We start from the raw sequence: 20,256 nt of genomic DNA, 5'->3' as shown, positions 1-20,256 counted from the left end.
GATTTACGGTTGCAAATTTATATGGAAAAATTAGTAATGTAATGGTTATCAAATCATTAAAACCGATGATTCTTGCAATTGTTCTATTCTTCGGTGCAATAATTTAAAAAACCGGATTACAAAAACTGACTTTTGCAATAAACCGGGTTGCCGGATGAAATGTTTAAGTGAGCTGTTTTAACTCCCTGATTTCATGGACAGCGTTTGTCGGACAACCGTTGCACGACTTGCTTTTCCTTATCGCACCGTATACCGAACACCTAGAAAACCGCGGATCCCCTGATTGGGCGCAAAGACATAATTCGGGTCGAACGTAAGTCGATACGGATTGTCGGGCGTGGCAACCACCTGCCCCTGCTGGTCGAAACTAACGCGTTTGTCGAATGGATCATTGGCGCGGGCAATGCTGTTGGCGGGGGGCGTGAAATTCAGCAGGTTTTTGATACCCCCGTAAATCTCAAAACCGTTGTCGAATTTCTTGGTCACCTGAATATTCTGAATACTCCAGGTCGGTGAATACGGTGCGCGCGGATCGTCAGAACTCAGCCGGGGCAGGCGCATCGGGCCGTACAGGTTGCCGGTGTAGTCGGCCGAAAAACCGCGTCCGAACTCATAGGAGGCCGTCCAGGTACCGGTGATGCGTTCGGTCAGCAGCTGGCGCGTCCGGACGTCCTGCCCGTCGGCACCGGTTTCCACTTTATACACATCCATGAGCGTAAAACCGGTGTTGATTTTTAGCGGGAACGTAAAGCTGGCTTCCAGGTTCACACTCACCCCCTTCGAGGTCGAATGCCCTTTCAGGTTATCAAAGAAGATTTTGTTCGGGTCGGTGTCGTAGTCGGCAATAATCCGGTTGGTAAAATAGGTATAAAACACCGACGCATCGACATTCAGAAAACCGCCCCCGTAAATAATCTGTTTCGTGTAATTGACATTCACGTTCCAGCTTCGTTCGGGTTTCAGCTCATCCTTCACAATCACTTGCCGGGCGCCGGTCAAAGCCGCGTGGTCTTCGGTAAAAAGATTCACTACCCGATACCCCGTTCCGGCGTTCAGACGCACCACATTGTCTTTGTTAGGTGCCCATTTATACGAAAACCGGGGTGTCAGGATGTTGCCGTGCCGCGAATTGTAGTCGTAGCGCAACCCCAGCAATAACTTGTGTTTCGGGTTGAACGTAAACTCGGGCTGGGCGAAAACGCCGGGCAGCACGGTACGATCGGGCTGGTTAACCGGTACGGCATCGTTGGATCGGGTGGCGGGTGTGCTGTCGTCATAAAACGTGTAGCGAAACGGCGTTCCCACTAGTAAACTGAAGTGACGATTAAATTCCTTGTTCCACAGCAGCTGCGCGAAGAAAATCCGCTGCGTCGCAATGAAGGCCGTCGTGCCGTAATAGGAGTTCTGGTGGTGGCTGTTGAACGACGACTGGAGGGTAATGTTTTCCGTGGTCGGCAACTGGTACGAACCAATCAGTTCGATCCGTTTGGTGTAAATACTTTCCGCATACAGGCTATCGGTTCCGCGAAATTGGGGAGTCCAGTTGGTTTGACCACCCCAGCGATCTTCGTAGAAATACCGGCCAGCGATGCTGGCCTGGCGGTTTTCTTTCCGTTGAAATTGCCATTTATTGAAAAGCGAAATCCGGTGTTGCAGCGTTACATCCGTAAAACCGTCGCCGTTTTTATCGTACGGATGCTGAAAATTATAGTAGTTGATTCCGACCAGAGAATTGGCATTACCGGCGCGAAACTTGACGCCGAGATCGGCATTGTATTCCTGCCAGCTGGTGCCGAAAACATCCGCCGTCACGGTGGGCGCTTTCAGGGGATTTTTTGTAATGATGTTGATCAAACCGGCCACGGCTTCTGATCCGTAGAGCGTCGAAGCCGGACCTTTCACCACCTCGACCCGCTCGACCAGCGAGTTTGGAATTCCGGAAAGGCCATAAACCGTTGATAATGAGCTGACAATGGGCATGCCGTCGAGCAACACCATCGTGTAGGGACCTTCGAGCCCGTTGATGTGGATATCGCCGGTGTTGCAGACGTTGCAATTCAATTGGGGGCGGACACCATTGATGTTTTGCAGGGCGTCGTAAATGTTGGGCGTCGGATTTTTCTGGAAAAATTTCGGGGTATAAATCTCCACCGGCACCGGACTTTCCAGCTTCGAAACCTCCTTCATCGTGCCCGTAATCACGACTTCGCCCAGGGTATTGGCGGCTTCTTTTAGATCGACGTTCTGCGTCAGTGTCTGGCCAGCCGTCAGCGTTACGGTTCGTTGGTACGTATCAAATCCAACCTGCGAAACAACGAACTGGTAGCGGCCCGCCGGAATACCAGTCAATTTAAAAACGCCCGCGCTGTCGCTCAAGGTGCCGAAACGCGTTCCTTTTAACGCAACGGTCGATAACTCAAGCGGTTTTTGTTTTGAAATAACTTTCCCAATAAGGGTAGCAGTCGATTGGGCATTGGCAAATAGGGTACTGCCAAGCATCAGCAGAACCGACAAGTATATCGTTTTGAACATGGTTGTGTCGAAAGGAAGAAAGAAAATCACTCGCTGCCGAAAATACACGAAGAGGCATTCGGTGCTGTACCGCACGCATCCAGGTCAGTGGCAATAGCGCATCAAACGGGAATGGATCAGGAAGAAATTATCCGACAACCGGCGGACCCCGTTGGGAGAAATAAGGAAAGAAGTGGGTGCTAACGCGCTGATAAAGCGTTAGAAAGCCCAATTGGCGTGGTATAGCCAGAACAGCGCAGACAAACACAAACGGGGCCAGGCCATCGTAAAGGGCGTTGGTAAAATTATCGAGCCAGAATAACTCGCCGTAGGTGTGGGTATTGGGTTGGTAAGGACTGTCACCGACGGGTTTGAACGGGTGTGCGTGAACGATGATACGCCCGCTGGCAAGCCGGTGAGCATGCCGGAAAATGACCGAATTGACCATCATCAAGCTGAATAAAATCAGCAGGAAGCGGGCGATTTTCCGTCGATAAACCGGCAACCAATGCATGGCTCCTAATAATAAGTTGTGAAACGAGGGGTAGTCTGTTTTAGCAAATATAGAAACTAAATTTAGACTTGTCTAAATTTAGTTAATTATCTGATTCATTTGCTCGATATTTTAATCTTTTTCCTTGGAAAACGGTTCAAGAGACTATATTTGACAGTCAAGAAATGATGAATCCTTAACTTTCCTTTACCCTTTATGCGAAAAATTGCAATGTTGGGTTCCGGTTTCATTGGCCGGTTCTACGCCGAATCCATCCACGGTCAACGGGGCCGTGACCGCGTGGTAGCTATTTACGCCCGCCGGGAAGAAAGCGCTCAAAAATTTGCCGCCGACTACGGTTGTTCCATCTGGGGAACGAATATGGAAGCCGTGATTGCCAACCCGGAAGTCGACATGGTTTGTATTGCCTTACCCAACAACCTCCACGAGGCTGCCGTCTTGCTCTGTGCCAAACATAAAAAAGCCGTCGTGAGCACCAAACCGCTGGGCCGCAATGGTGAGGAAGCGTTGCGCATGATGAAGGCGGTCGAGGAAGCCGGAATTTTTGCCGGATATCTCGAAGATCTATGCTATACCCCCAAGTTTTTGAAAGCCCTGGAAAGTGTTAAAAACGGTGCGTTGGGTCGGATTTTGTGGGCCAAATCGCGCGAAACCCATCCGGGGCCGCACAGCGACTGGTTCTGGGACAAGGAGCAGGCCGGTGGCGGCTGCATGCTCGACCTGGGTTGTCATTGTGTCGAAATTTCCCGAAATTTCATCGGAAAAGACGTAAAACCGGTCGAGGTGATGTGCTGGGCGGCCACGCAGGTGAAACCCATCGACGCCGAAGATCACGCCATTGCGCTCGTGAAATACGAAAACGGCGCCATCGGTCAGTTTGAAGTAAGCTGGACGTTCCGGGGCGGAATGGACCTGCGCGACGAGGTGATGGGAACCGAAGGAACGATCTGGATCAATAACTTCCTGCGCACCGGTTTTGAAATGTATACCAGCGGAAAAGGGGCCGACTACGTAGCCGAAAAAGCCGAAAGTACGTCGGGCTGGCTGTTTCCGGTTGGCGATGAGGTGAATGATCTGGGGTATAACCACATGTTTACGGATATGTTCAATGCCGCCGATGAAGGACACGAACCCGCTGAAACGTTTTACGACGGCTACGTGGTCAATGCCGTGCTGGATGCGGCATACCGTTCGGCCGAAACCAAACAATGGGAATCGGTTCATCTGCCGGTCTGGCGGGGTCGTGAAGGCTTGACGCAGGAATCGACGCTGGTCGATTACGACGAGGATTTTTACCTGATTAAGGAAGAAGTAACGCACGACGGGCGGCACAAAGTCATTCTGAAAGACAAGCAAACCGGCCGGATTCTGGAACGCGATTTGACATAGGCAACCGAACGTTTAAATGCCACTCCCTTGTCGGCCACTTCCACCAACCCGGACACCGGTTCCGGCGAACTAGCGCTGGTTTATTTGCCCGCTTACGCCCAATTTCTCCTGGATAACCACCTGGAGGAATTGGCCGCTGAGTTCATTCGCCTGTTCCGCGAAGTTGACCTTCCAATGCTGGCTTTTTTTAAGTCTCTTTCGGACGAGCAACTGCTGGAAATGTCAAAGGAAACCACGATTAAACTGTTGGTCGCTTTCGTCGAAAACCGGTCGGTTGAAAATATTATCGCAACCGTCAACCGCTGGTCGCAGGATCAACTGCCCACGATTGGCCGGAACCAGATCGCCACGAACGATATTGGGTCGATCAGCTACGTCAGGAAACAGGCTCTGACCACGTTTTTAACGCGCTATTCAACAGATCCGCTGGTTTTTATTCCGATTATCCGGGAAATCGACCGGTATATTCTCGAATTGCAAAACCGCATGATTGCGCAGTATATCAGTGTATTGAACGAGCATTTAAACCAGCAGCTGCATTTCACTGAGAAAATAACGGATACTGCCCCGGCGATCATTGCCACCTTCAACATTCACACGGGGAAGTATTTATTCATGAGTCAGGGATTTGAGGTATTGCTCGGTTTTTCGCCAGAGCGCGTACTGGAAGAAGGAATTGGTTTTTTGATGAACCTGATTCATCCCGATGATCTGACCAAACTGATGGACGAAAATGCCCGGGAGCTGGAGAAGGCGAATCGGCTGCCGGTGGGTGCTGACGAGGTGCAGGTATCGGAGTTCAGATACCGGATTCGCCATCAGGACGGAAATTACCGGTGGTTTCAAACGTATGGTACTGTTTTCGACCGCAACCATGCCGGGAAAGTAGAACACATCCTGAACATTTCGCTGGACATTACCGATCAGGTCGATGCGGAACAACATGCTCAGGAAAAAAAACGGCAATTGGAGCAATCGAACGCCAGTCTGCAGGAATTTGCCTACATCGCCAGCCACGATCTGAAAGAGCCGTTACGGAAAATAACGACCTTCGGTGATCGGTTGCGGTTGAGTCAGCAAGGCAGCATCGACGCGGAAGGGCAGGTATATCTGTCGAAAATTGTGGACGCGGCCCAGCGGATGCACACCCTGATCGGTGATATTTTGTCGGTTTCACTCATCTCGTCCAATCAAACCTTCGAGAAACATGATCTAAAACTGATCCTGAATGAGGTGTTGCAGGCACTTGAACACAAAATTGAACAGGTGAATGCGGAGATTTACGCCGATCAACTGCCGGTGGTGCCCGTTGTTGCCTCCCAGTTCCGGCAGCTTTTCCAGAATCTGCTGACCAACGCCTTCAAATTTTCCCGAAAAGGCTTCCCGCCGATTGTCCGGATTTCTCACCGGTTTTTGACGCCGGGCGAAGCCAGCCAGCCCGGTTTAATCACCGCCCGACGTTACCTGGAACTGAAAATTACCGACAACGGCATTGGATTCGACAACCGGTATGCCAACAAAATCTTCGCGATTTTCCAGCGATTGCACGCCAAAAAAGAATTTGAAGGTACCGGAATCGGTCTGGCCATTTGCCGGAAAATCGTTGAAAATCACGGTGGTATCATTACGGCCAGCGGCATCCCAAACCAGGGTGCTACGTTTACCATCGTTATTCCCGGCTGATGTCAGAATCGTCCGTGCAGGATGTAACTGTCGGTTTTAGCATACAGCGAGGAATAGAAACTGAAATCGGGGCGGTTGGTGTCGAGCCGTTTGTCGAGTCGGAGCAACGGGCTGCCGATGGATACATTCAACTGCTTCGACAACTCCCCGTCGGCTGTGACGGCCAGCACTTTTTGTTCTCCGCCTTTCACCAGCAAACCGTATTTGGCGCGCAGCAAATCGAACAGCGACCGGTTTTCGAGCCGCTGCCGGGAAAAGCCGGTCAGGTACCGGTTGGGTAAAATAATTTTTTCGTAAAAAACCGGTTCGTCTTCCATCGCCCGGAGTCGCTCAATGTAGTAGAAACCGACTTTGCTGTCTTCTTCAGTTGGCGTAAACAAAAAATCGTCCGGGTAGGGATGCAGCCGGGGTTTGGTCAGAATGGTGGTCGTCATCCGTTCGGCCCGGGTCGTATTGGCGGTATTGGCCAGCCGGCCGACAATCGACATGACGCCCAATCCAATCGGTAGAGGTTGCACAATACTGCCTTTACCCTGATGTTTGCGGATGTATCCGTCCTGCACCAAAAGTCCCAGTGCCTGCCGGATCGTCGGTTGGGTCAGCCGAAACTGGTTCTGAAGGTCTTTTTCGGACGGTAACAAATCGCCCGACTTAAAGTCGCCACGGATAATTTGCTGGCGCAGTGATTCATACAAATACTGATACTGGGGAATGCGGGTTGGACGTTCGTTCATAGAGAATAGAGGTTGGTGAGCAAGTATACGAAAATCTGTCCGATCTGAAACTTATTATAATAAGTTATAGGAATACTGAAATTGCCTTTATACCTTCGTTACCTCTAATTCATTCTACTTTTTTTATAAAATGGATCAACTTTGGTTGGCCAATAAGCGGATTGTGATTGTTGGCGGAACGACCGGTTTGGGCCTGTCGGCGGCTCATGCCTTTGTTGGGCAGGGCGCACGGGTGGTGGTGGTCGGTCGAAATGAAGAAAGTTGCAAAGCGGCTGAAGCGCAGCTGGGCGGTTACGGTATTGCCCTCAACGGCGACGCCACCGATCCGGCCACGGCAGTTTCGGCCATTGCCATTTGCCAGGGCGAGTTTGGCGGTTTTGATGGCTTGTATCATGTGGCAGGTGGCAGTGGTCGGCGGTTTGGCGATGGCCCGTTGCACCAACTAACGCTGGAAGGCTGGAATAAAACGTTTGAACTGAACCTGACGTCGCTGATGTTATCGAACCAGGCGGCTGTTCATGCGTTTCAGGAGCAGAATACGGGCGGATCGATCCTGAACATGGGCTCGGTCCTGGGTTATTCGCCCTCGCCAACGTATTTTGCGACGCACGCATACGCGGCAACCAAGGCCGCAATCATCGGTTTTACGAAATCCATTGCCGCGTATTACGCCCATAATGACATTCGAGTCAACGTATTAGCGCCCGGGTTAGTGGAAACGCCAATGGCACAGCGCGCGGCAAACGACGAAACCATTCTGAATTTTATTGCTACCAAACAACCGTTGGACCGTGGTCGCATTGGTCAATCCAACGATCTGGACGGGGCTGCCGTGTATTTTATGTCCGATTATTCCCGGTTTACCACCGGACAAATTCTGGCCGTCGACGGCGGCTGGTCGGTGAGCGAGGGACAATATTAGTATTCGGTATACAGTATTCGGTATTCGGTCGCTGACGCGTTTTTTGTGTGCGTCAGTAACCGAATACCGTAAACCGTTAAAGAAATGAACGCAATTGGCATCGACATTGGCGGCACCCGGATCAAAGGCGTCCTGATCGAAACCGAAACCGGTACGGTTTTGCACCGGGTCGTCTGTCCGACCAATGACGGGCAGGACGGACAATGGAAACAGGCGGTTGCCGAAACGTTTCAGCAACTTAAAATTGCGGCCAACGGATTGGAATTGAGCGTTGGTTTATCGGCACCGGGTCTGCCAACGCCCGCCAACGATGCCATTGCCTGCATGCCGGGCCGATTGCCGGGGCTGGAAGGTTTCATCTGGTCGGACTATTTGAACACGCCGGTTCGGGTTTTGAACGATGCGCATGCCGCTCTGATGGCCGAAGCCCGGTACGGAGCCGCCAAAGGTATTCGAAATGCCCTGATGCTTACGCTCGGAACCGGCGTTGGCGGAGGGCTGCTGGTCGATGGAAAGCTGCATCAGGGCTATTTCCAGATGGCGGGTCATTTGGGTCATGTAACGGTCGATTCGGGGAGCAATCAGTTGGGAATCACGAACATGCCCGGTAATCTGGAAGATGCCATTGGTAATGCAACGGTTTTACGGCGGTCGTATGGTCGGTACCAAACCACGCAGGAATTGGTCGATGCGTACCGGAAAAACGAGCCGCTGGCCACACTGGTCTGGCTGACCTCGGTTCGGCAACTGGCCGTGACAATTGCCGGTTTTGCCAATGCTTTTTCGCCGGAAGTAGTGGTGTTGGGTGGAGGAATTATGCAGGCTGGCGATGCTTTATTCGGACCGCTGGAAGCCTATCTGGACATGTTTGAATGGCGTCCGGCGGGTAAGAAAACCGCAATTCGGAAGGCCCATTTTGAGGACTGGGCCGGAGCTATTGGTGCTGCCGGTTTTGTCGGGGATGAAATGTATTAATATAACCCTATGATAAATAGCTATTTAGAAAAATGCCGCCAGCTCATTGACACGGTTGAACGGCAAACGACGCAATTGCAGCAAGCCGCCCAATGGTTTGCCGATACGATCCTGGCGGGCCGGATGGTTCACGTTTTCGGATCAGGACACAGCCGGATTATGGTGGAAGAAATGTGGCCGCGCTACGGTTCGTTCCCCGGTTTCAACCCGATTGTCGAACTGTCGCTGACCTTTCACAATCTGGTGGTGGGAGCCAACGGCCAACGTCAGGCGATGTTTCTGGAGAACGTCTCCGGATTGGCCGAACGAATCCTCCGCAACTATGATCTTTCAGATCAGGATACCGCCCTGGTCATTTCGTCAAGCGGCTGCAACGTCGTGCCGATCGAAATGGCGGAGGAGTTTCAGAAACGGGGCGTAAAAGTGGTCGCTTTAATTACGAAAGAACACTCGGACCCAAGTACCAGCAAACGAAAGGACGGCTTGAAACTGAGCGACTTTGCCGATCTGATTCTGGATACCGGCGCTCCCGTTGGCGACGCAATGGTATCAGTCCCGGGACTGGACACGCCGGTTGCGCCCGGCAGCACGGTCGGCGGGGCATTGATTATCAATAGCATCAAAGCCGAACTGGCCCGGCTGCTTACCGAAGCCGGGCATCCGCCCAAAGTTCTGACGGCGGGTGTCGTCGTTGGCTCCGAACGCGCTACGGAACTGTTCGAAGCGGCCTATGACGAACACGCCCACCGCCTGGCCAACCTGTACGCGCAGGTTGGAAAATCGACCCTTGTCCGTGGGTAAGCTATGCTGAACCACCTCCACATACCGCTCATTGCAGAAACCGATATTCTGGTCATTGGGGCCGGGTCGGCGGGGTGCGTGGCGGCTCTGGCGGCTGCCAATCAGCAACGGTTTTCGGTGATGCTGGTGGAACGATACGGTTTTCCGGGTGGAACGTCTACGCAGATGCTGGATACGTTTTACGGTTTTTTCACCCCCGGTGCCAGCCCGCGCAAAGTCGTTGGCGGCTGGCCCGATCGCGTGGTGAACGAACTTCGCAAAACCGGAGACCTGTTTCTGCGTCCCAACACCTACGGCGCAGGAACCGGCGTCAACTACAATCCGGAACGGTTGAAACGGGTGTGGGATCAGCTGATTCTGCAAGGCGGTATTCGGTATTTGCTGCACACTACGCTGGTCGATGTGGATCAGGACGGGGAGCGGTTTGTCGGTATTTTCTGGAATAAAGGCGGTTTTGGTAAGGTCATCGCCCGCCGGGTCATTGATGCCTCGGGCGACGCCGATTTCTGTCACCTGGCCGGTTTTGCCTACGAAACGGCCGGTGAGTACGAACCTGCCCAAAGCATGACGACAACCTTTCGGATGAGTAACGTCGATCTGGATGTCTATGAGCGCGAAGGCGGTAAGAAAATGCTGGCCGAGAAAATGCGGATTGCCGTCGAAACCGGGAAGCACGCACTGCCCCGCAAGGAAGGTTCGGCGCACAAAATGAACGCAAAAGGTTGTGTGTCGACGGTTGCCGTAAAAGTAACTGGTTTTTCAGCACTCGATGCCGAAGACTTGACGTTGGCCGAAGTGGAAGGCCGTCGGCAAGCCTTTGTTTACGAAGCGTTTTTCCGCGATGCAGTTCCCGGTTTTTCCCAATCGAACATCATTGGGTTATCGCACCAGATTGGCGTTCGCGAAACCCGGCGCGTCTACGGTGAACATCGCTTGACGAAAGAAGAATGCCTGTCGGGCAAGCTGCCGACGGACCGGATTTTTCTCTGCGGAGCGCCGATCGAAGATCATCGGCAAGGGCAGAATGGCGAAGACGAAACGCATTGGGAATATATTCCGGGCGCGGGTGTTTACGGAGTTCCGTATGGCACCATTGTTCCGAAAGGCAGCCAGACGGTTTGGGTTGTCGGGCGGTGTTTTTCGGCGACGCACGACGCTCACGCATCGTGCCGGTCGATGGCCCAGACCATGTCGATGGGCCAGGCTGCGGGGCTGGCGGCTGTGCAATCGCTCGTAAATGACGAAGCATCTAATCAATTAAATGTGAGTGTATTACAAGGTGATTTGTGCCGAATCGGGGCGGTTTTGGACGTGCCGGAATCCGGGGACTATGAGTACGGGGATTGGCAATGATTGACGGTGATTACAGTGATAAAATGATTCGATCAACTGAGATCTCTCATCCTCACTTTCACCTTTTCATAAACAATCACCGCAGGTCAATCGCTGTAATCAAACGGAATCACCGCAATCATAGTCAGGGATGAGTTTTGTCAGAACAGTTTTAGGTGACATCGACCCGGAGCAAATGGGAGTTACCTATTCGCACGAGCATATTGTGATCGAAGAAAGCTTTCCGACGCGCAGCAACCCGGATTTTTTGCTGAATGATGTCGTTAAAATTTCGAAAGAGCTGCAGCGGGTTTATGACGCGGGTGGCCGGACGATGGTCGATACCATGCCCGCCAATTGTGGCCGGAACGTGCTGAAACTGGCGGAGGTGTCGCGGAAAACCGGTATTCAGATTCTGGCACCAACGGGCATTCACCTGGAAAAATATTACCCGCCCGATCATTGGCGGTTTCGGTATTCGGAAGACCAGTTGACGAGGCTGTTCATGGCTGATATTGAAGAGGGAATTGACCGATTCGATTATAGCGGCCCGATTGTCGAACGCACACCGTGTAAGGCCGGTCTGATCAAGTTGGCGACCGGCGACGAACCGTTCACGGAACATCAGAAAACGGTTTTTCGAGCGGTTGTGAACGCGCATCGGGCCACTGGAATCCCGATTCTGACGCATACCAACGAAGGGCGGTTTGCGCTGGAACAGGCCGAACTTTTCGATCGACTCGGTGCGGATTTGTCGCACGTTGTGATTTCGCACGTTGATCGGAATCAGGACATGGACTACCATCGGGCGGTTTTAAAAACCGGTGTTCGGGTCGAGTACGACAGCGGTTTTCGCTGGAAAGCGGGCGAACTCAATGGAACGTATCGACTCCTGGAAGCACTGTTGCCCGAGTTCCCGGATCAGATTACCGTAGGCATGGACGCGGCTCGCCATACATATTGGCAGTCGTACGGCGGAAAACCGGGTTTAACGTGGCTGCTGACCACGTTCTGCGACGATCTCAGGCGACTGGATTTAGCAAATTATGTTCAAAACGTATTCATTGATACACCAAAACGACTCTATACATGCAACCGACCCCCATCCGCACGACCGTCATGGGAAGTTACCCCTTCCCAGGCTGGTTAGAATTTGCGTCCCAGAACCTCGATAAATTTGGCGCGGCCGACATTGAGGAAATGATTAACGACGCCGTCATAACGGCCATTCACGACCAGACGGAGGCCGGTTTGGACGTTATTACGGACGGTGAACAAACCCGGCTGGACTTCAATCTGTCGTTTTACGGCTACATCAAAGGATTGAAACCCAATCATTCTGAAACCCGCAAATTTGGTCCACCCGCCCACGATCAGCGCGGTAAGCATTCGATCGCAGAGGAGTTGACGGCTCCAAACGGTTTAGGCGTGGTCAACGAATACGAGCGGCTGAAACGGCTGGCTCCGGCGGGCCCGGTCCTGAAAGCATCCGTTCCCGGCCCGTATACGCTGAGTGGCCGGATGTTGCCCAACGACCGCTACCAGGATCGGTACGACATTACGGAAGCTCTCCTGCCGATTGTGCGGCAAGAACTGGAGGATCTGGTGGCGGCTGGCTGCACCGAAATTACCGTCGATGAGCCCTCAATGTCGTGTTATGCGTACAAGGAAGATACGAAGCGGTTTGTCGATATTTTCAATCGAACGGTCGCGCCGGTGGTTGGCAAATGCCGACTGTCCACGCACCTTTGTTTCGGGAATTTCAAAGGCCGTCCGGTCGGCTACCGAAAAATTCACCCGATGCTGCCGGATTTCCTCGATTTGTCGGTCGACGAAGTGCACGTTGAAATGGCTAACCGGGAATTTGACGAAATTGAGCTCATTGCGGAATTTGCGCGGAAAATGGACGTCGCAGTCGGCATTATTGACGTAAAAAATTATTACATCGAAACTGTCAAAGACGTCATTGAGCGGATCGAAACGTGCCTGAAATACATCCCCGCCGAAAAACTGGCTGTGGCACCCGATTGCGGGTTAAGTCAAACCGCCCGCTGGGCCGCCCGCCAGAAGTTGATCAATATGGTGGCCGGAGCAAAGAAAGTGAGAGGAAATTGAAAAAGACGCCCGTTTTATGAAGGAATTAATTCCGGCATTTCAAAAAGATGAAACGTTTCTGGCTGACCTGGAAACCGCTCGCTCCCGGCCCGACCAGCTTCACGTCTGGTGGTTGGGACAGAGCGGTTTTTTGGTTCAATGGCAGGAGCGATATTTGTTGTTCGATCCATATCTATCTGATTCACTTTCGGTTAAATACGAAACTACGGATAAGCCGCATGTACGGATGTCGGAGTTGGTTATCGATCCGTCGCGGCTGACGATGATCGATGTGGTCACGTCGAGCCATAATCATACTGACCACCTCGACGCCGAAACCCTGATTCCGCTGTTCATGGCCAGCCCGAACGTGCAGTTCGTGATCCCCGAAGCTAACCGGTTTTTCGTGGCGGATCGCGTGAAACGCGATGCGGTTTTTCCGATTGGATTGAACGATGGCGAAACCGTTGAGGTGGCCGGATTTAGGGTTCACGGCGTTCCGGCGGCCCACAATGCACTTGAACGCGACGACCAGGGCCGTTGTAAGTTCATGGGGTTTGTCGTGCAGGCCGGGCCATGGACAATCTACCACAGTGGCGATACACTGTGGTACGACGGCATGGTGGAAATTCTGAAACCGTTTAACATTGACATTGCCTTTTTGCCGATCAACGGAAATAAACCGGAACGGCGCGTGGCCGGAAATCTGAATCCCGAAGAAGCCGCCCGGCTGGGGAGAGAAATCGGCGCACGACTGGTTATTCCGCATCATTATCATTTGTTTGAATTCAATACCGAAGATCCCGCCAATTTTGTCCGCGAAGCCCGGCGGTATGGAACGCCCAGCCAGGTGCTGCGATTGGGGGAACGCTGGAGCGGAAAAAAGGATTTGGATCGAACTATTGAAAATTGAATCGCGAATGCCGAATATTGAAGAAAGGTCCTGTTCCGAACCCATCCTTTCTTCTTTATGAAAAAAATAGCCGCGTTTTTTCTACTTGCTGGACCGCTCTGCGCCCAAAATCCCAACTTTAAACTTCAGGTCGTTGATAATCAGATCGCAATTGGCTACGGGTTGGCCATTGGTGATGTCGATGGGGACAAAAAACCGGATATTCTGATGGCCGACCAGAAAGCCATTGTCTGGTATCGGAATCCGGGAAAACCGGGCGATGCCTGGCAACGGCACGTTATGGCGCAGGACTTGACTCCACAGGATAATGTCTGCATTGCCGCCCGTGACATCGACGGCGACGGCAAAGTGGAAGTGGCAGTCGGCGCGGGCTGGAACCCTTCCGAAACGAACGATACCACGAAATCCGGGGCGGTTTTTTACCTGATTCGTCCCACGGATCCCACGCGGAAATGGGAATCCGTACGACTTCACCACGAAATAACGACGCACCGGATGCGCTGGGCGCGGATTGCACCAAACCGCTACCAACTTGTGGTAGTGCCATTACACGGTTTGGGTAACAAAAACGGCGAAGGTCGGGGTGTGCGTATCCTGGGGTATGAAAAACCGAAAGATCCGCGAAGCCCGTGGCCGATGCAACTGGTCGATTCGACGATGCATATGACGCATAATTTTGAAATCTGGGAAGATGGCCCCGAAACCCAGGTGCTGATTGGCAGCAAAGAAGGCGGGAAAACGCTGGCTTATCGAAACGGGAAGTGGACGTCGATTGACCGCTGGATTGGGGCCGGAAACGGAATGGGAGAGGTGCGTCGCGGTTTTCAGGGTGGCAGCGTTCCGTTCCTGGCGGCTGTTGAACCCATGCACGGTAACAAACTGGTCGTGTATAAAAACGGCCCGATTTCGGATGCATCAAACAAGCTGATGTACGGCGTTCAGCAAACGCTGAGCGAGCAACTAAACCAGGGGCACGCGCTCGCTTGCGGGGATTTTCTGAAACTCGGTTACGACCAGATTGCCGTCGGCTGGCGAAACCCGAACGCCGAAAAGAAAGTGGGCGTACGTCTTTTTGTGCCGGACAAAACCCTGCAAACCTGGAAAGAACATTCGCTCGACGATAGCGTGATGATGGCGACCGAAGACCTGCAAGCCGCCGATCTGGACGGCGACGGCGATCTCGATTTGATCGCTTCCGGCCGGGCAACGCTGAATGTGCTGATCTACTGGAATGTAAAATAGGAACACGGATCGGACGGATTAAAACTGATTTTATCCGTACAAATCCGTTACATCCGTCCAATCCGTGTTCCTATCCATTTAAAATTTCTCGCTCGATTTGCTAGTTAACGTATCAATTTTGATATTTGTGTAATCGATTACGTAAATTAAAACACAACTAATTACGCATATGGATTTGATGGCGCAACTCGGCCCATTGGCGTTTGGAAGCCGCCTGAGACGGCTCAGTGATTTGATTTCCAGGCAGGCATCGGCGGTTTACCAATCGTTTGGCATTGACTTCGATCCGAAGTGGTTTACCCTGTTTTACCTGCTTTCCCGAAAACCGCCCCTGAGCGTGACCGAAATCGCGGATGAGTTGGGTTTCTCCCATCCGGCCATCATCCAATTGGCGAAGGAACTGGAACTGGCCGGTTTAATCAGTTCCGAAAAATCCGGGAAAGATAGCCGAAAGCGGTTACTGTCACTCAGCGACAAAGGCCGGGAATTGCTGCCGGAGCTGGAGAAAATCTGGCAGGCGATTAATGAATTGAACACGAAACTCATTAACAAACAGCGCCATAACCTTATTTTCGCGATGGAAGAGATGGAAGAAACGCTGGCGGAGGAACATTATCTCAGTCGTTTTAAAACCTATTTCAAGATGAAACAGCTCGACGAAATTGAAATAATGGATTTTGATCCGACCTACCGGGAGCATTTCAAACGGTTGAATCTGGCCTGGATCGAGAAGTATTTTAAAGTGGAAGAACCGGATATTCGGGCGTTGAGTAATCCCGAAGGATACATCGTTGAAAAAGGCGGTCGCGTTTTTTTTGCGCGGTATAACAACGAAATCGTGGGGACTTGCGCCTTATTGAAAGTAAACAGCAGCGTTTATGAATTAGGGAAAATGGCAGTTTCGCCGGAAGCCCAGGGGAAACAGATCGGCAAGAAGCTGTGCCTGCATGCCCTGGAAATCGCCCGGCAGTTGGGAGCCCGGCAGGTTTACCTCGAATCGAACACCAGCCTGACGCCCGCGCTGGAGTTATACAAAAAAGTCGGCTTCTATAAAGTAGAATCCAGTCCTTCTCCCTACCAACGGTCGAACATCAAGATGCAGATTGATCTGTAAAACCGGTCTACGAAAGCTGAACACCCAGGTTGCGCAAGGCAGCCGCGAGTCCTTCCAGTTGAGCAGGCAGTTCGCCTTCAGGACCAACCTTTGCGCCAAACTCTTCCGTGGCGTCGGCAATTTCGTTGAGTAACCGCTGAATAGTGGTCGTATCGGGCGATTCTGTTGTCAACACGTTGTTCAGTTCCGACAATTTACGGCCCAAGGGTTGGGTGTTTTCCGTTTGATTCAACACGTCGATCCACTTCTGAAGCAGGTTGGTATCGGGTGCTTCCGATTCCAGATCGACGCCGTTGGTGAGCGTATCGAGCGTATTGTCAAGCAGTTCGTTGGTTTCGGGAAGGTTTTCTAAAAAATCGTTTGGGGTATCCATTTTTGGTCAATTCTTGGGCTTATTACTATAAAACCGAACCGTTCGAATGCGGGAATGTTTGTAGCTTTGTCAAGTTTTCGCCCGATATGGACCCAACGCAGCTTTTCCCCGAATTACAATTCCAGTTTGCCCGCAGTGGCGGCAAAGGTGGTCAGAACGTCAACAAGGTAGCAACAAAAGCCGAATTATACTTCGATATTCCCAATTCAGCGGTTTTGACGGCGGAAGAAAAGGCGGTTTTGCTGGAAAAACTGGTCAATAAAATTACCACTGAAGGCATATTGGTCTTGTACCACCAAACCGAGCGAACCCAGCTGGGCAACCGTGATAAAGTCACTGAGAAATTCTACCAGCTCATTCGGAAAGCCTTCGAAAAAGCCAAGCCCCGGAAAGCAACCCGCCCAACGAAAGCGTCGCGGGAGGAAAAACGGACCGAAAAAAAGAAACGGGGCGAGGTGAAAGAACGAAGAAAAAAGGTTGATTTTGACTGAACCCCAATGGATGCATTGCTCAAAAACCGTATTTCGCTGGAACTGAAAAAGTTGCTGGGCGAGCGGGTATCGGATCAAATCGAGGTCCGAAAGGAACACGGCGCCGGTTTTAGTTACCACGCCTGCATGCCACCGGACTGGGTGGTTTCCCCACTCTCAACGGAAGAAATTGTCGCGATCGTTTCGATTTGCACTACCTATCAACTTCCCATTATTCCGTTTGGCGCCGGTACGTCGATTGAAGGCCACATTCTGGCCTTGAACGGGGGTGTTTGCGTCGATTTGCGGTTGATGAATCAGGTGCTGGAAATTGATACGGCGAATATGTGCGCGACGATTCAGGCGGGTGTAACGCGAAATCAACTGGATGAAACGCTGGAAGGCAGTGGTTTTTTCTTTCCAATCGGTCCCGGTGTTAATGCAACTTTGGGCGGCATGGCCAGCACCCGGGCGTCGGGGACAAACGCGGTGCGTTACGGCACCATGAAGGACAATGTGTTGTCGCTGAAGGCGGTTTTGCCGAATGGACAACTCATCAAAACCGCCAGCAAAGCCCGGAAATCGTCTTCCGGGTACGACTTGACCCGCTTACTGATCGGTTCGGAAGGAACGCTGGGCATTATCACCGAATTAACAATTAAACTACATAGCTACCCGGAAGCGATTTATGCAGCGGTTTGCTCATTTCCGAATGTTGAAGCAGCCGTAAATACCGCCATCAAAACGATTCAGAGTGGTGTCGCGATCGCTAAAATCGAGTTGCTCGACGCGTTGCTGATGAACGCCGTCAACCGGTTTTCCGGGCTCAATTATCCCGAAAAACCGACTTTATTTCTGGAATTTCATGGTTCATCCGCTGAAATAGAAGGGCAGATCTCGAAAGTACAGGCGATTGCACGAGCGTTTGGCGGGGATGACTTTTGCTGGGAAACAGACGAAACTGCCCGGTTGCGGTTATGGCGCGCCCGAACCGATGCCGCCCCGTCGGCTCAGGCGATGGTACCCGGTTCCAAAATCATGTCAACCGATGTTTGTGTACCGATTTCCCGTCTCGCCAAATGCATTGTCGATACCCAAACCGATATTGCCGAAACCGGTCTTTTTGCCCCCATTCTCGGGCACGTAGGCGACGGGAATTTTCACCTGACTATCCCCATCGACCCCGCAGATCCAAGCCAGTTGGAAAAGGCTAAAGCGTTGAATGAACGGTTAGTACAACGAGCGTTGGCATTGGAAGGGACCTGCTCGGGTGAACACGGAATTGGTGTTGGAAAACTGGTGTATATGAACCAAGAACACGGTGAAGCGGTGGAAGTGATGCGGGCCATCAAGACCGCCATCGACCCGGGCAATCTGATGAATCCCGGAAAACTGCTGCCTCAGGTGGGCTACGTTTGATGGAAAAACCGGTCGGTAGGAATGAAGGGATTGGTGAAAGAAAGTTGTATTTTTACATAAACGATAGGCCTTATGAAAGAATTGATTTTCGTTGTTGAGGAAGATCCAGAGGGGGGCTATACGGCAAAGGCGCTGGGAGAAAATATTTTTACACAGGGAGAAACCGTTGACGAACTCAAGCAGATGATTCGTGATGCCATTGACTGTCATTTTGATGATGCCAGCCAATGGCCTCAAATTGTTCGACTTCACTTTGTGAAAGATGAAGTTTTTGCGTTACAGTAAACCGGTTTTCATGGTTGCATTTTGTTACCGACCATTCAAGTGAGGTAAATTCCTCTTACGTTTGGCGCATGAAAATTCCACGTGATTTAACTGGCATAGAACTGATTCATCTTCTAAAACCGCTTGGTTATCGAATAATTCGCCAATCGGGTAGTCATATTCGTATCGAGACCGAACAGAATGGGTCTCACCATGAAACAATTCCCCGCCATAATCCGCTCAAAGTTGGGACATTAAATGCGATTTTGAATAACATTGCCAACCACTTCGGAATTACCAAAGAAGAATTAGTCCGACGGGTATTTGGTTGACATACAGCTATTAATGCTGCGATTTGTAATGCTCCGCCAGCACATCCTCGCCGAAATCATTTGTTAAATCCCGAACGACCGTGTGCGTATGGTTGGCCTGGTTTTGCGCGTTGTCGTATTCAATCAAAAACGTGGGGCCGTGGATGCGGTAATATTGTCCCTTGCCGGGGCCAAAACCGGGCTCCCGATCACCCGCCCAGGCAAATACCAGTTTATCCAGTCCCACTTTTTTCAGCTTGTCCATCTGCTGATTTTTCAGCGTCACATGGTAGTTGTTCAGGTAAAGGTCCAGCAAAGACAGAAAGGTTTTCTGCTGACTTTCCGTCAGTTTGGTAAACGGAATCCCCTCCATTTTTTCGATGGATGCCTTCCGAACATTGGTCGTGATGATCTCCTGCGGAGAGGTTTCGCTGATGAGCGCCAGCTTCATTTGATCACTGTTCAGCGAATTGACCAGTGCGAAGCCCAGTTCGGCTTCCTTTTTCAGAATTTGCTTGCCTTTCTGGGGTACATCGACCCGGACGATATCCGGATTACTGCCGAGGAACGTCGGCGTCATCCCCGAAATTTTGCCCGTCAGCGACGAAAACTGCCACAGCAAATGGTGACCGTTGAGCCGCCAGCCCCAGGGTTCTTTGCCATTCGGTTCACCAAAAAACGTAAAAAAATAGTTGATCGGATCGCGGTGCGTATCGTTTGGCGGGCGGTTTTCCTGCACGCGCAATACGTTTTCCATGTCCATGATGGCCGTCGTTTTTTCGTACCCTTGCTCGCTCATCGCGAGTTTTACCAACGCCATGGCGGCTTTTTGCTGCTCAGGATTCATTTTTTTCATCGACAATCCTTTGCGCGGAACCGGGGTGTAAAACCAGACAAACCGCTCGTCGTCGCTAAACGGATAGAGCGCCAGTTTGCGCTGTTCCTCGTCGAGGGTTTTGATGAAGGCGGTCACGGCGGATGCCATTTCCTTCCCGAGTGGTTCGCGGGTAGGGGGCGTGAAGGCCAGTAAAAAACCGGCCAGGAGAATCAGGTATTTTTTCATAAGGTTTTAGGAATTTGGGGTAGAGACGCGATAAATCGCGTCTCTGTCTAATCAATTTCCGAATCTGATGGTCTTGAATCAGATGCGATTCATCGCGTCTCTGTCTAATCAATTTCCGAATCTGGTGGTCTT

20 protein-coding genes are annotated in these 20,256 nt (G+C 51.6%); 15 read left to right on the top strand and 5 right to left on the bottom strand.

From position 1 onward, the window contains the following. Positions 1-237 precede the first annotated feature (237 nt). Together EHT25_RS22995 and EHT25_RS22990 are read right to left on the bottom strand one after the other, a co-directional pair. On the bottom strand, positions 238-2,532 hold the full coding sequence (locus EHT25_RS22995) for a TonB-dependent receptor (RefSeq protein ID WP_185731459.1): 2,295 nt from the start codon (positions 2,530-2,532) through the stop codon (positions 238-240). Positions 2,533-2,659: 127 nt separating this feature from the next. Continuing rightward, complete coding sequence (locus EHT25_RS22990; protein WP_124877507.1) at positions 2,660-3,025, bottom strand: DUF8478 family putative metalloprotein; 366 nt, start codon at positions 3,023-3,025, stop codon at positions 2,660-2,662. A 195-nt stretch (positions 3,026-3,220) separates the two neighbouring features. Between EHT25_RS22990 and EHT25_RS22985 the strand changes: the two genes are divergently transcribed. Beyond that, positions 3,221-4,414 carry a Gfo/Idh/MocA family protein gene (locus EHT25_RS22985; protein ID WP_124877506.1) on the top strand — a complete coding sequence of 398 codons (1,194 nt, stop codon included), beginning with the start codon at positions 3,221-3,223 and terminating at the stop codon, positions 4,412-4,414. A gap of 27 nt (positions 4,415-4,441) precedes the next feature. Beyond that, positions 4,442-6,097 carry a sensor histidine kinase gene (locus EHT25_RS22980; protein WP_124877505.1) on the top strand — a complete coding sequence of 552 codons (1,656 nt, stop codon included), beginning with the start codon at positions 4,442-4,444 and terminating at the stop codon, positions 6,095-6,097. A gap of 2 nt (positions 6,098-6,099) precedes the next feature. On the opposite strand, the gene EHT25_RS22975 is transcribed toward EHT25_RS22980, so the two are convergent. After that, positions 6,100-6,831, bottom strand: coding sequence for a GntR family transcriptional regulator (locus EHT25_RS22975; protein ID WP_124877504.1), 732 nt, complete (start codon positions 6,829-6,831; stop codon positions 6,100-6,102). Between the two features lie 130 nt (positions 6,832-6,961). Between EHT25_RS22975 and EHT25_RS22970 the strand changes: the two genes are divergently transcribed. The 9 genes from EHT25_RS22970 to EHT25_RS22930 all read left to right on the top strand — a co-directional run bounded on the left by EHT25_RS22970 (position 6,962) and on the right by EHT25_RS22930 (position 16,224). Next, positions 6,962-7,753 carry an SDR family NAD(P)-dependent oxidoreductase gene (locus tag EHT25_RS22970; protein WP_124877503.1) on the top strand — a complete coding sequence of 264 codons (792 nt, stop codon included), beginning with the start codon at positions 6,962-6,964 and terminating at the stop codon, positions 7,751-7,753. Between the two features lie 84 nt (positions 7,754-7,837). Beyond that, complete coding sequence (locus EHT25_RS22965; protein ID WP_124877502.1) at positions 7,838-8,728, top strand: ROK family protein; 891 nt, start codon at positions 7,838-7,840, stop codon at positions 8,726-8,728. Between the two features lie 9 nt (positions 8,729-8,737). Then, positions 8,738-9,529 carry a sugar isomerase domain-containing protein gene (locus EHT25_RS22960; RefSeq protein ID WP_124877501.1) on the top strand — a complete coding sequence of 264 codons (792 nt, stop codon included), beginning with the start codon at positions 8,738-8,740 and terminating at the stop codon, positions 9,527-9,529. Between the two features lie 3 nt (positions 9,530-9,532). Beyond that, on the top strand, positions 9,533-10,882 hold the full coding sequence (locus EHT25_RS22955) for an FAD-dependent oxidoreductase (RefSeq protein ID WP_124877500.1): 1,350 nt from the start codon (positions 9,533-9,535) through the stop codon (positions 10,880-10,882). 130 nt (positions 10,883-11,012) lie between these two features. Then, a complete protein-coding gene (locus EHT25_RS22950) occupies positions 11,013-12,011 on the top strand; it encodes a phosphotriesterase family protein (RefSeq protein ID WP_124877499.1) in 999 nt (332 codons plus the stop codon). Then, positions 11,951-12,976: a methionine synthase gene (locus tag EHT25_RS22945; RefSeq protein WP_124877498.1), complete on the top strand. Its 1,026-nt coding sequence runs from the start codon at positions 11,951-11,953 to the stop codon at positions 12,974-12,976. The genes EHT25_RS22950 and EHT25_RS22945 overlap by 61 nt, the downstream gene beginning before the upstream one ends. A 16-nt stretch (positions 12,977-12,992) precedes the next feature. Next, on the top strand, positions 12,993-13,868 hold the full coding sequence (locus tag EHT25_RS22940) for an MBL fold metallo-hydrolase (RefSeq protein WP_124877497.1): 876 nt from the start codon (positions 12,993-12,995) through the stop codon (positions 13,866-13,868). A gap of 57 nt (positions 13,869-13,925) precedes the next feature. Beyond that, a complete protein-coding gene (locus EHT25_RS22935; RefSeq protein WP_124877496.1) occupies positions 13,926-15,110 on the top strand; it encodes an FG-GAP repeat domain-containing protein in 1,185 nt (394 codons plus the stop codon). Positions 15,111-15,279: 169 nt separating this feature from the next. Then, positions 15,280-16,224: a bifunctional helix-turn-helix transcriptional regulator/GNAT family N-acetyltransferase gene (locus tag EHT25_RS22930; protein ID WP_124877495.1), complete on the top strand. Its 945-nt coding sequence runs from the start codon at positions 15,280-15,282 to the stop codon at positions 16,222-16,224. A gap of 7 nt (positions 16,225-16,231) precedes the next feature. Here the strand turns inward: EHT25_RS22930 and EHT25_RS22925 are convergent, their stop codons facing one another. Continuing rightward, complete coding sequence (locus EHT25_RS22925) at positions 16,232-16,597, bottom strand: hypothetical protein (protein ID WP_124877494.1); 366 nt, start codon at positions 16,595-16,597, stop codon at positions 16,232-16,234. Between the two features lie 86 nt (positions 16,598-16,683). Here EHT25_RS22925 and arfB point away from each other — a divergent pair, with 86 nt between their 5' ends. The 4 genes from arfB (at position 16,684) to EHT25_RS22905 (ending at position 19,082) form a co-directional block, all read left to right on the top strand. After that, a complete protein-coding gene (gene arfB / locus EHT25_RS22920) occupies positions 16,684-17,088 on the top strand; it encodes an alternative ribosome rescue aminoacyl-tRNA hydrolase ArfB (RefSeq protein ID WP_124877493.1) in 405 nt (134 codons plus the stop codon). Positions 17,089-17,094: 6 nt separating this feature from the next. Beyond that, complete coding sequence (locus tag EHT25_RS22915; RefSeq protein ID WP_124877492.1) at positions 17,095-18,486, top strand: FAD-binding oxidoreductase; 1,392 nt, start codon at positions 17,095-17,097, stop codon at positions 18,484-18,486. 72 nt (positions 18,487-18,558) lie between these two features. After that, a complete protein-coding gene (locus EHT25_RS22910; protein ID WP_124877491.1) occupies positions 18,559-18,771 on the top strand; it encodes a type II toxin-antitoxin system HicB family antitoxin in 213 nt (70 codons plus the stop codon). Positions 18,772-18,839: 68 nt separating this feature from the next. Then, complete coding sequence (locus EHT25_RS22905) at positions 18,840-19,082, top strand: type II toxin-antitoxin system HicA family toxin (RefSeq protein WP_124877490.1); 243 nt, start codon at positions 18,840-18,842, stop codon at positions 19,080-19,082. 10 nt (positions 19,083-19,092) lie between these two features. On the opposite strand, the gene EHT25_RS22900 is transcribed toward EHT25_RS22905, so the two are convergent. Next, positions 19,093-20,124: a DUF3500 domain-containing protein gene (locus EHT25_RS22900; RefSeq protein ID WP_229311753.1), complete on the bottom strand. Its 1,032-nt coding sequence runs from the start codon at positions 20,122-20,124 to the stop codon at positions 19,093-19,095. Between the last annotated feature and the right edge of the window lie 132 nt (positions 20,125-20,256).

It is taken from the genome of Larkinella rosea, assembly GCF_003858635.1.
In the GTDB taxonomy this organism is placed as follows: domain Bacteria; phylum Bacteroidota; class Bacteroidia; order Cytophagales; family Spirosomataceae; genus Larkinella; species Larkinella rosea.
Note: the sequence above shows the minus strand (reverse complement) of the source record. Positions and strands in the feature narration are given on the sequence as shown.

Excerpts from the sequence above, each read along its gene's own strand:
- EHT25_RS22910 (WP_124877491.1), top strand. The coding sequence starts at position 18,559 with ATGAAAGAATTGATTTTCGTTGTTGAGGAAGATCCAGAGGGGGGCTAT.
- EHT25_RS22970 (WP_124877503.1), top strand. The coding sequence starts at position 6,962 with ATGGATCAACTTTGGTTGGCCAATAAGCGGATTGTGATTGTTGGCGGA.
- EHT25_RS22965 (WP_124877502.1), top strand. The coding sequence starts at position 7,838 with ATGAACGCAATTGGCATCGACATTGGCGGCACCCGGATCAAAGGCGTC.
- EHT25_RS22905 (WP_124877490.1), top strand. The coding sequence starts at position 18,840 with ATGAAAATTCCACGTGATTTAACTGGCATAGAACTGATTCATCTTCTA.
- EHT25_RS22960 (WP_124877501.1), top strand. The coding sequence starts at position 8,738 with ATGATAAATAGCTATTTAGAAAAATGCCGCCAGCTCATTGACACGGTT.
- EHT25_RS22925 (WP_124877494.1), bottom strand. The coding sequence starts at position 16,597 with ATGGATACCCCAAACGATTTTTTAGAAAACCTTCCCGAAACCAACGAA.
- EHT25_RS22930 (WP_124877495.1), top strand. The coding sequence starts at position 15,280 with ATGGATTTGATGGCGCAACTCGGCCCATTGGCGTTTGGAAGCCGCCTG.
- EHT25_RS22950 (WP_124877499.1), top strand. The coding sequence starts at position 11,013 with ATGAGTTTTGTCAGAACAGTTTTAGGTGACATCGACCCGGAGCAAATG.
- EHT25_RS22995 (WP_185731459.1), bottom strand. The coding sequence starts at position 2,532 with ATGTTCAAAACGATATACTTGTCGGTTCTGCTGATGCTTGGCAGTACC.
- EHT25_RS22985 (WP_124877506.1), top strand. The coding sequence starts at position 3,221 with ATGCGAAAAATTGCAATGTTGGGTTCCGGTTTCATTGGCCGGTTCTAC.
- EHT25_RS22990 (WP_124877507.1), bottom strand. The coding sequence starts at position 3,025 with ATGCATTGGTTGCCGGTTTATCGACGGAAAATCGCCCGCTTCCTGCTG.
- EHT25_RS22900 (WP_229311753.1), bottom strand. The coding sequence starts at position 20,124 with ATGAAAAAATACCTGATTCTCCTGGCCGGTTTTTTACTGGCCTTCACG.
- EHT25_RS22915 (WP_124877492.1), top strand. The coding sequence starts at position 17,095 with ATGGATGCATTGCTCAAAAACCGTATTTCGCTGGAACTGAAAAAGTTG.
- arfB (WP_124877493.1), top strand. The coding sequence starts at position 16,684 with ATGGACCCAACGCAGCTTTTCCCCGAATTACAATTCCAGTTTGCCCGC.
- EHT25_RS22935 (WP_124877496.1), top strand. The coding sequence starts at position 13,926 with ATGAAAAAAATAGCCGCGTTTTTTCTACTTGCTGGACCGCTCTGCGCC.
- EHT25_RS22955 (WP_124877500.1), top strand. The coding sequence starts at position 9,533 with ATGCTGAACCACCTCCACATACCGCTCATTGCAGAAACCGATATTCTG.
- EHT25_RS22940 (WP_124877497.1), top strand. The coding sequence starts at position 12,993 with ATGAAGGAATTAATTCCGGCATTTCAAAAAGATGAAACGTTTCTGGCT.
- EHT25_RS22975 (WP_124877504.1), bottom strand. The coding sequence starts at position 6,831 with ATGAACGAACGTCCAACCCGCATTCCCCAGTATCAGTATTTGTATGAA.
- EHT25_RS22945 (WP_124877498.1), top strand. The coding sequence starts at position 11,951 with ATGCAACCGACCCCCATCCGCACGACCGTCATGGGAAGTTACCCCTTC.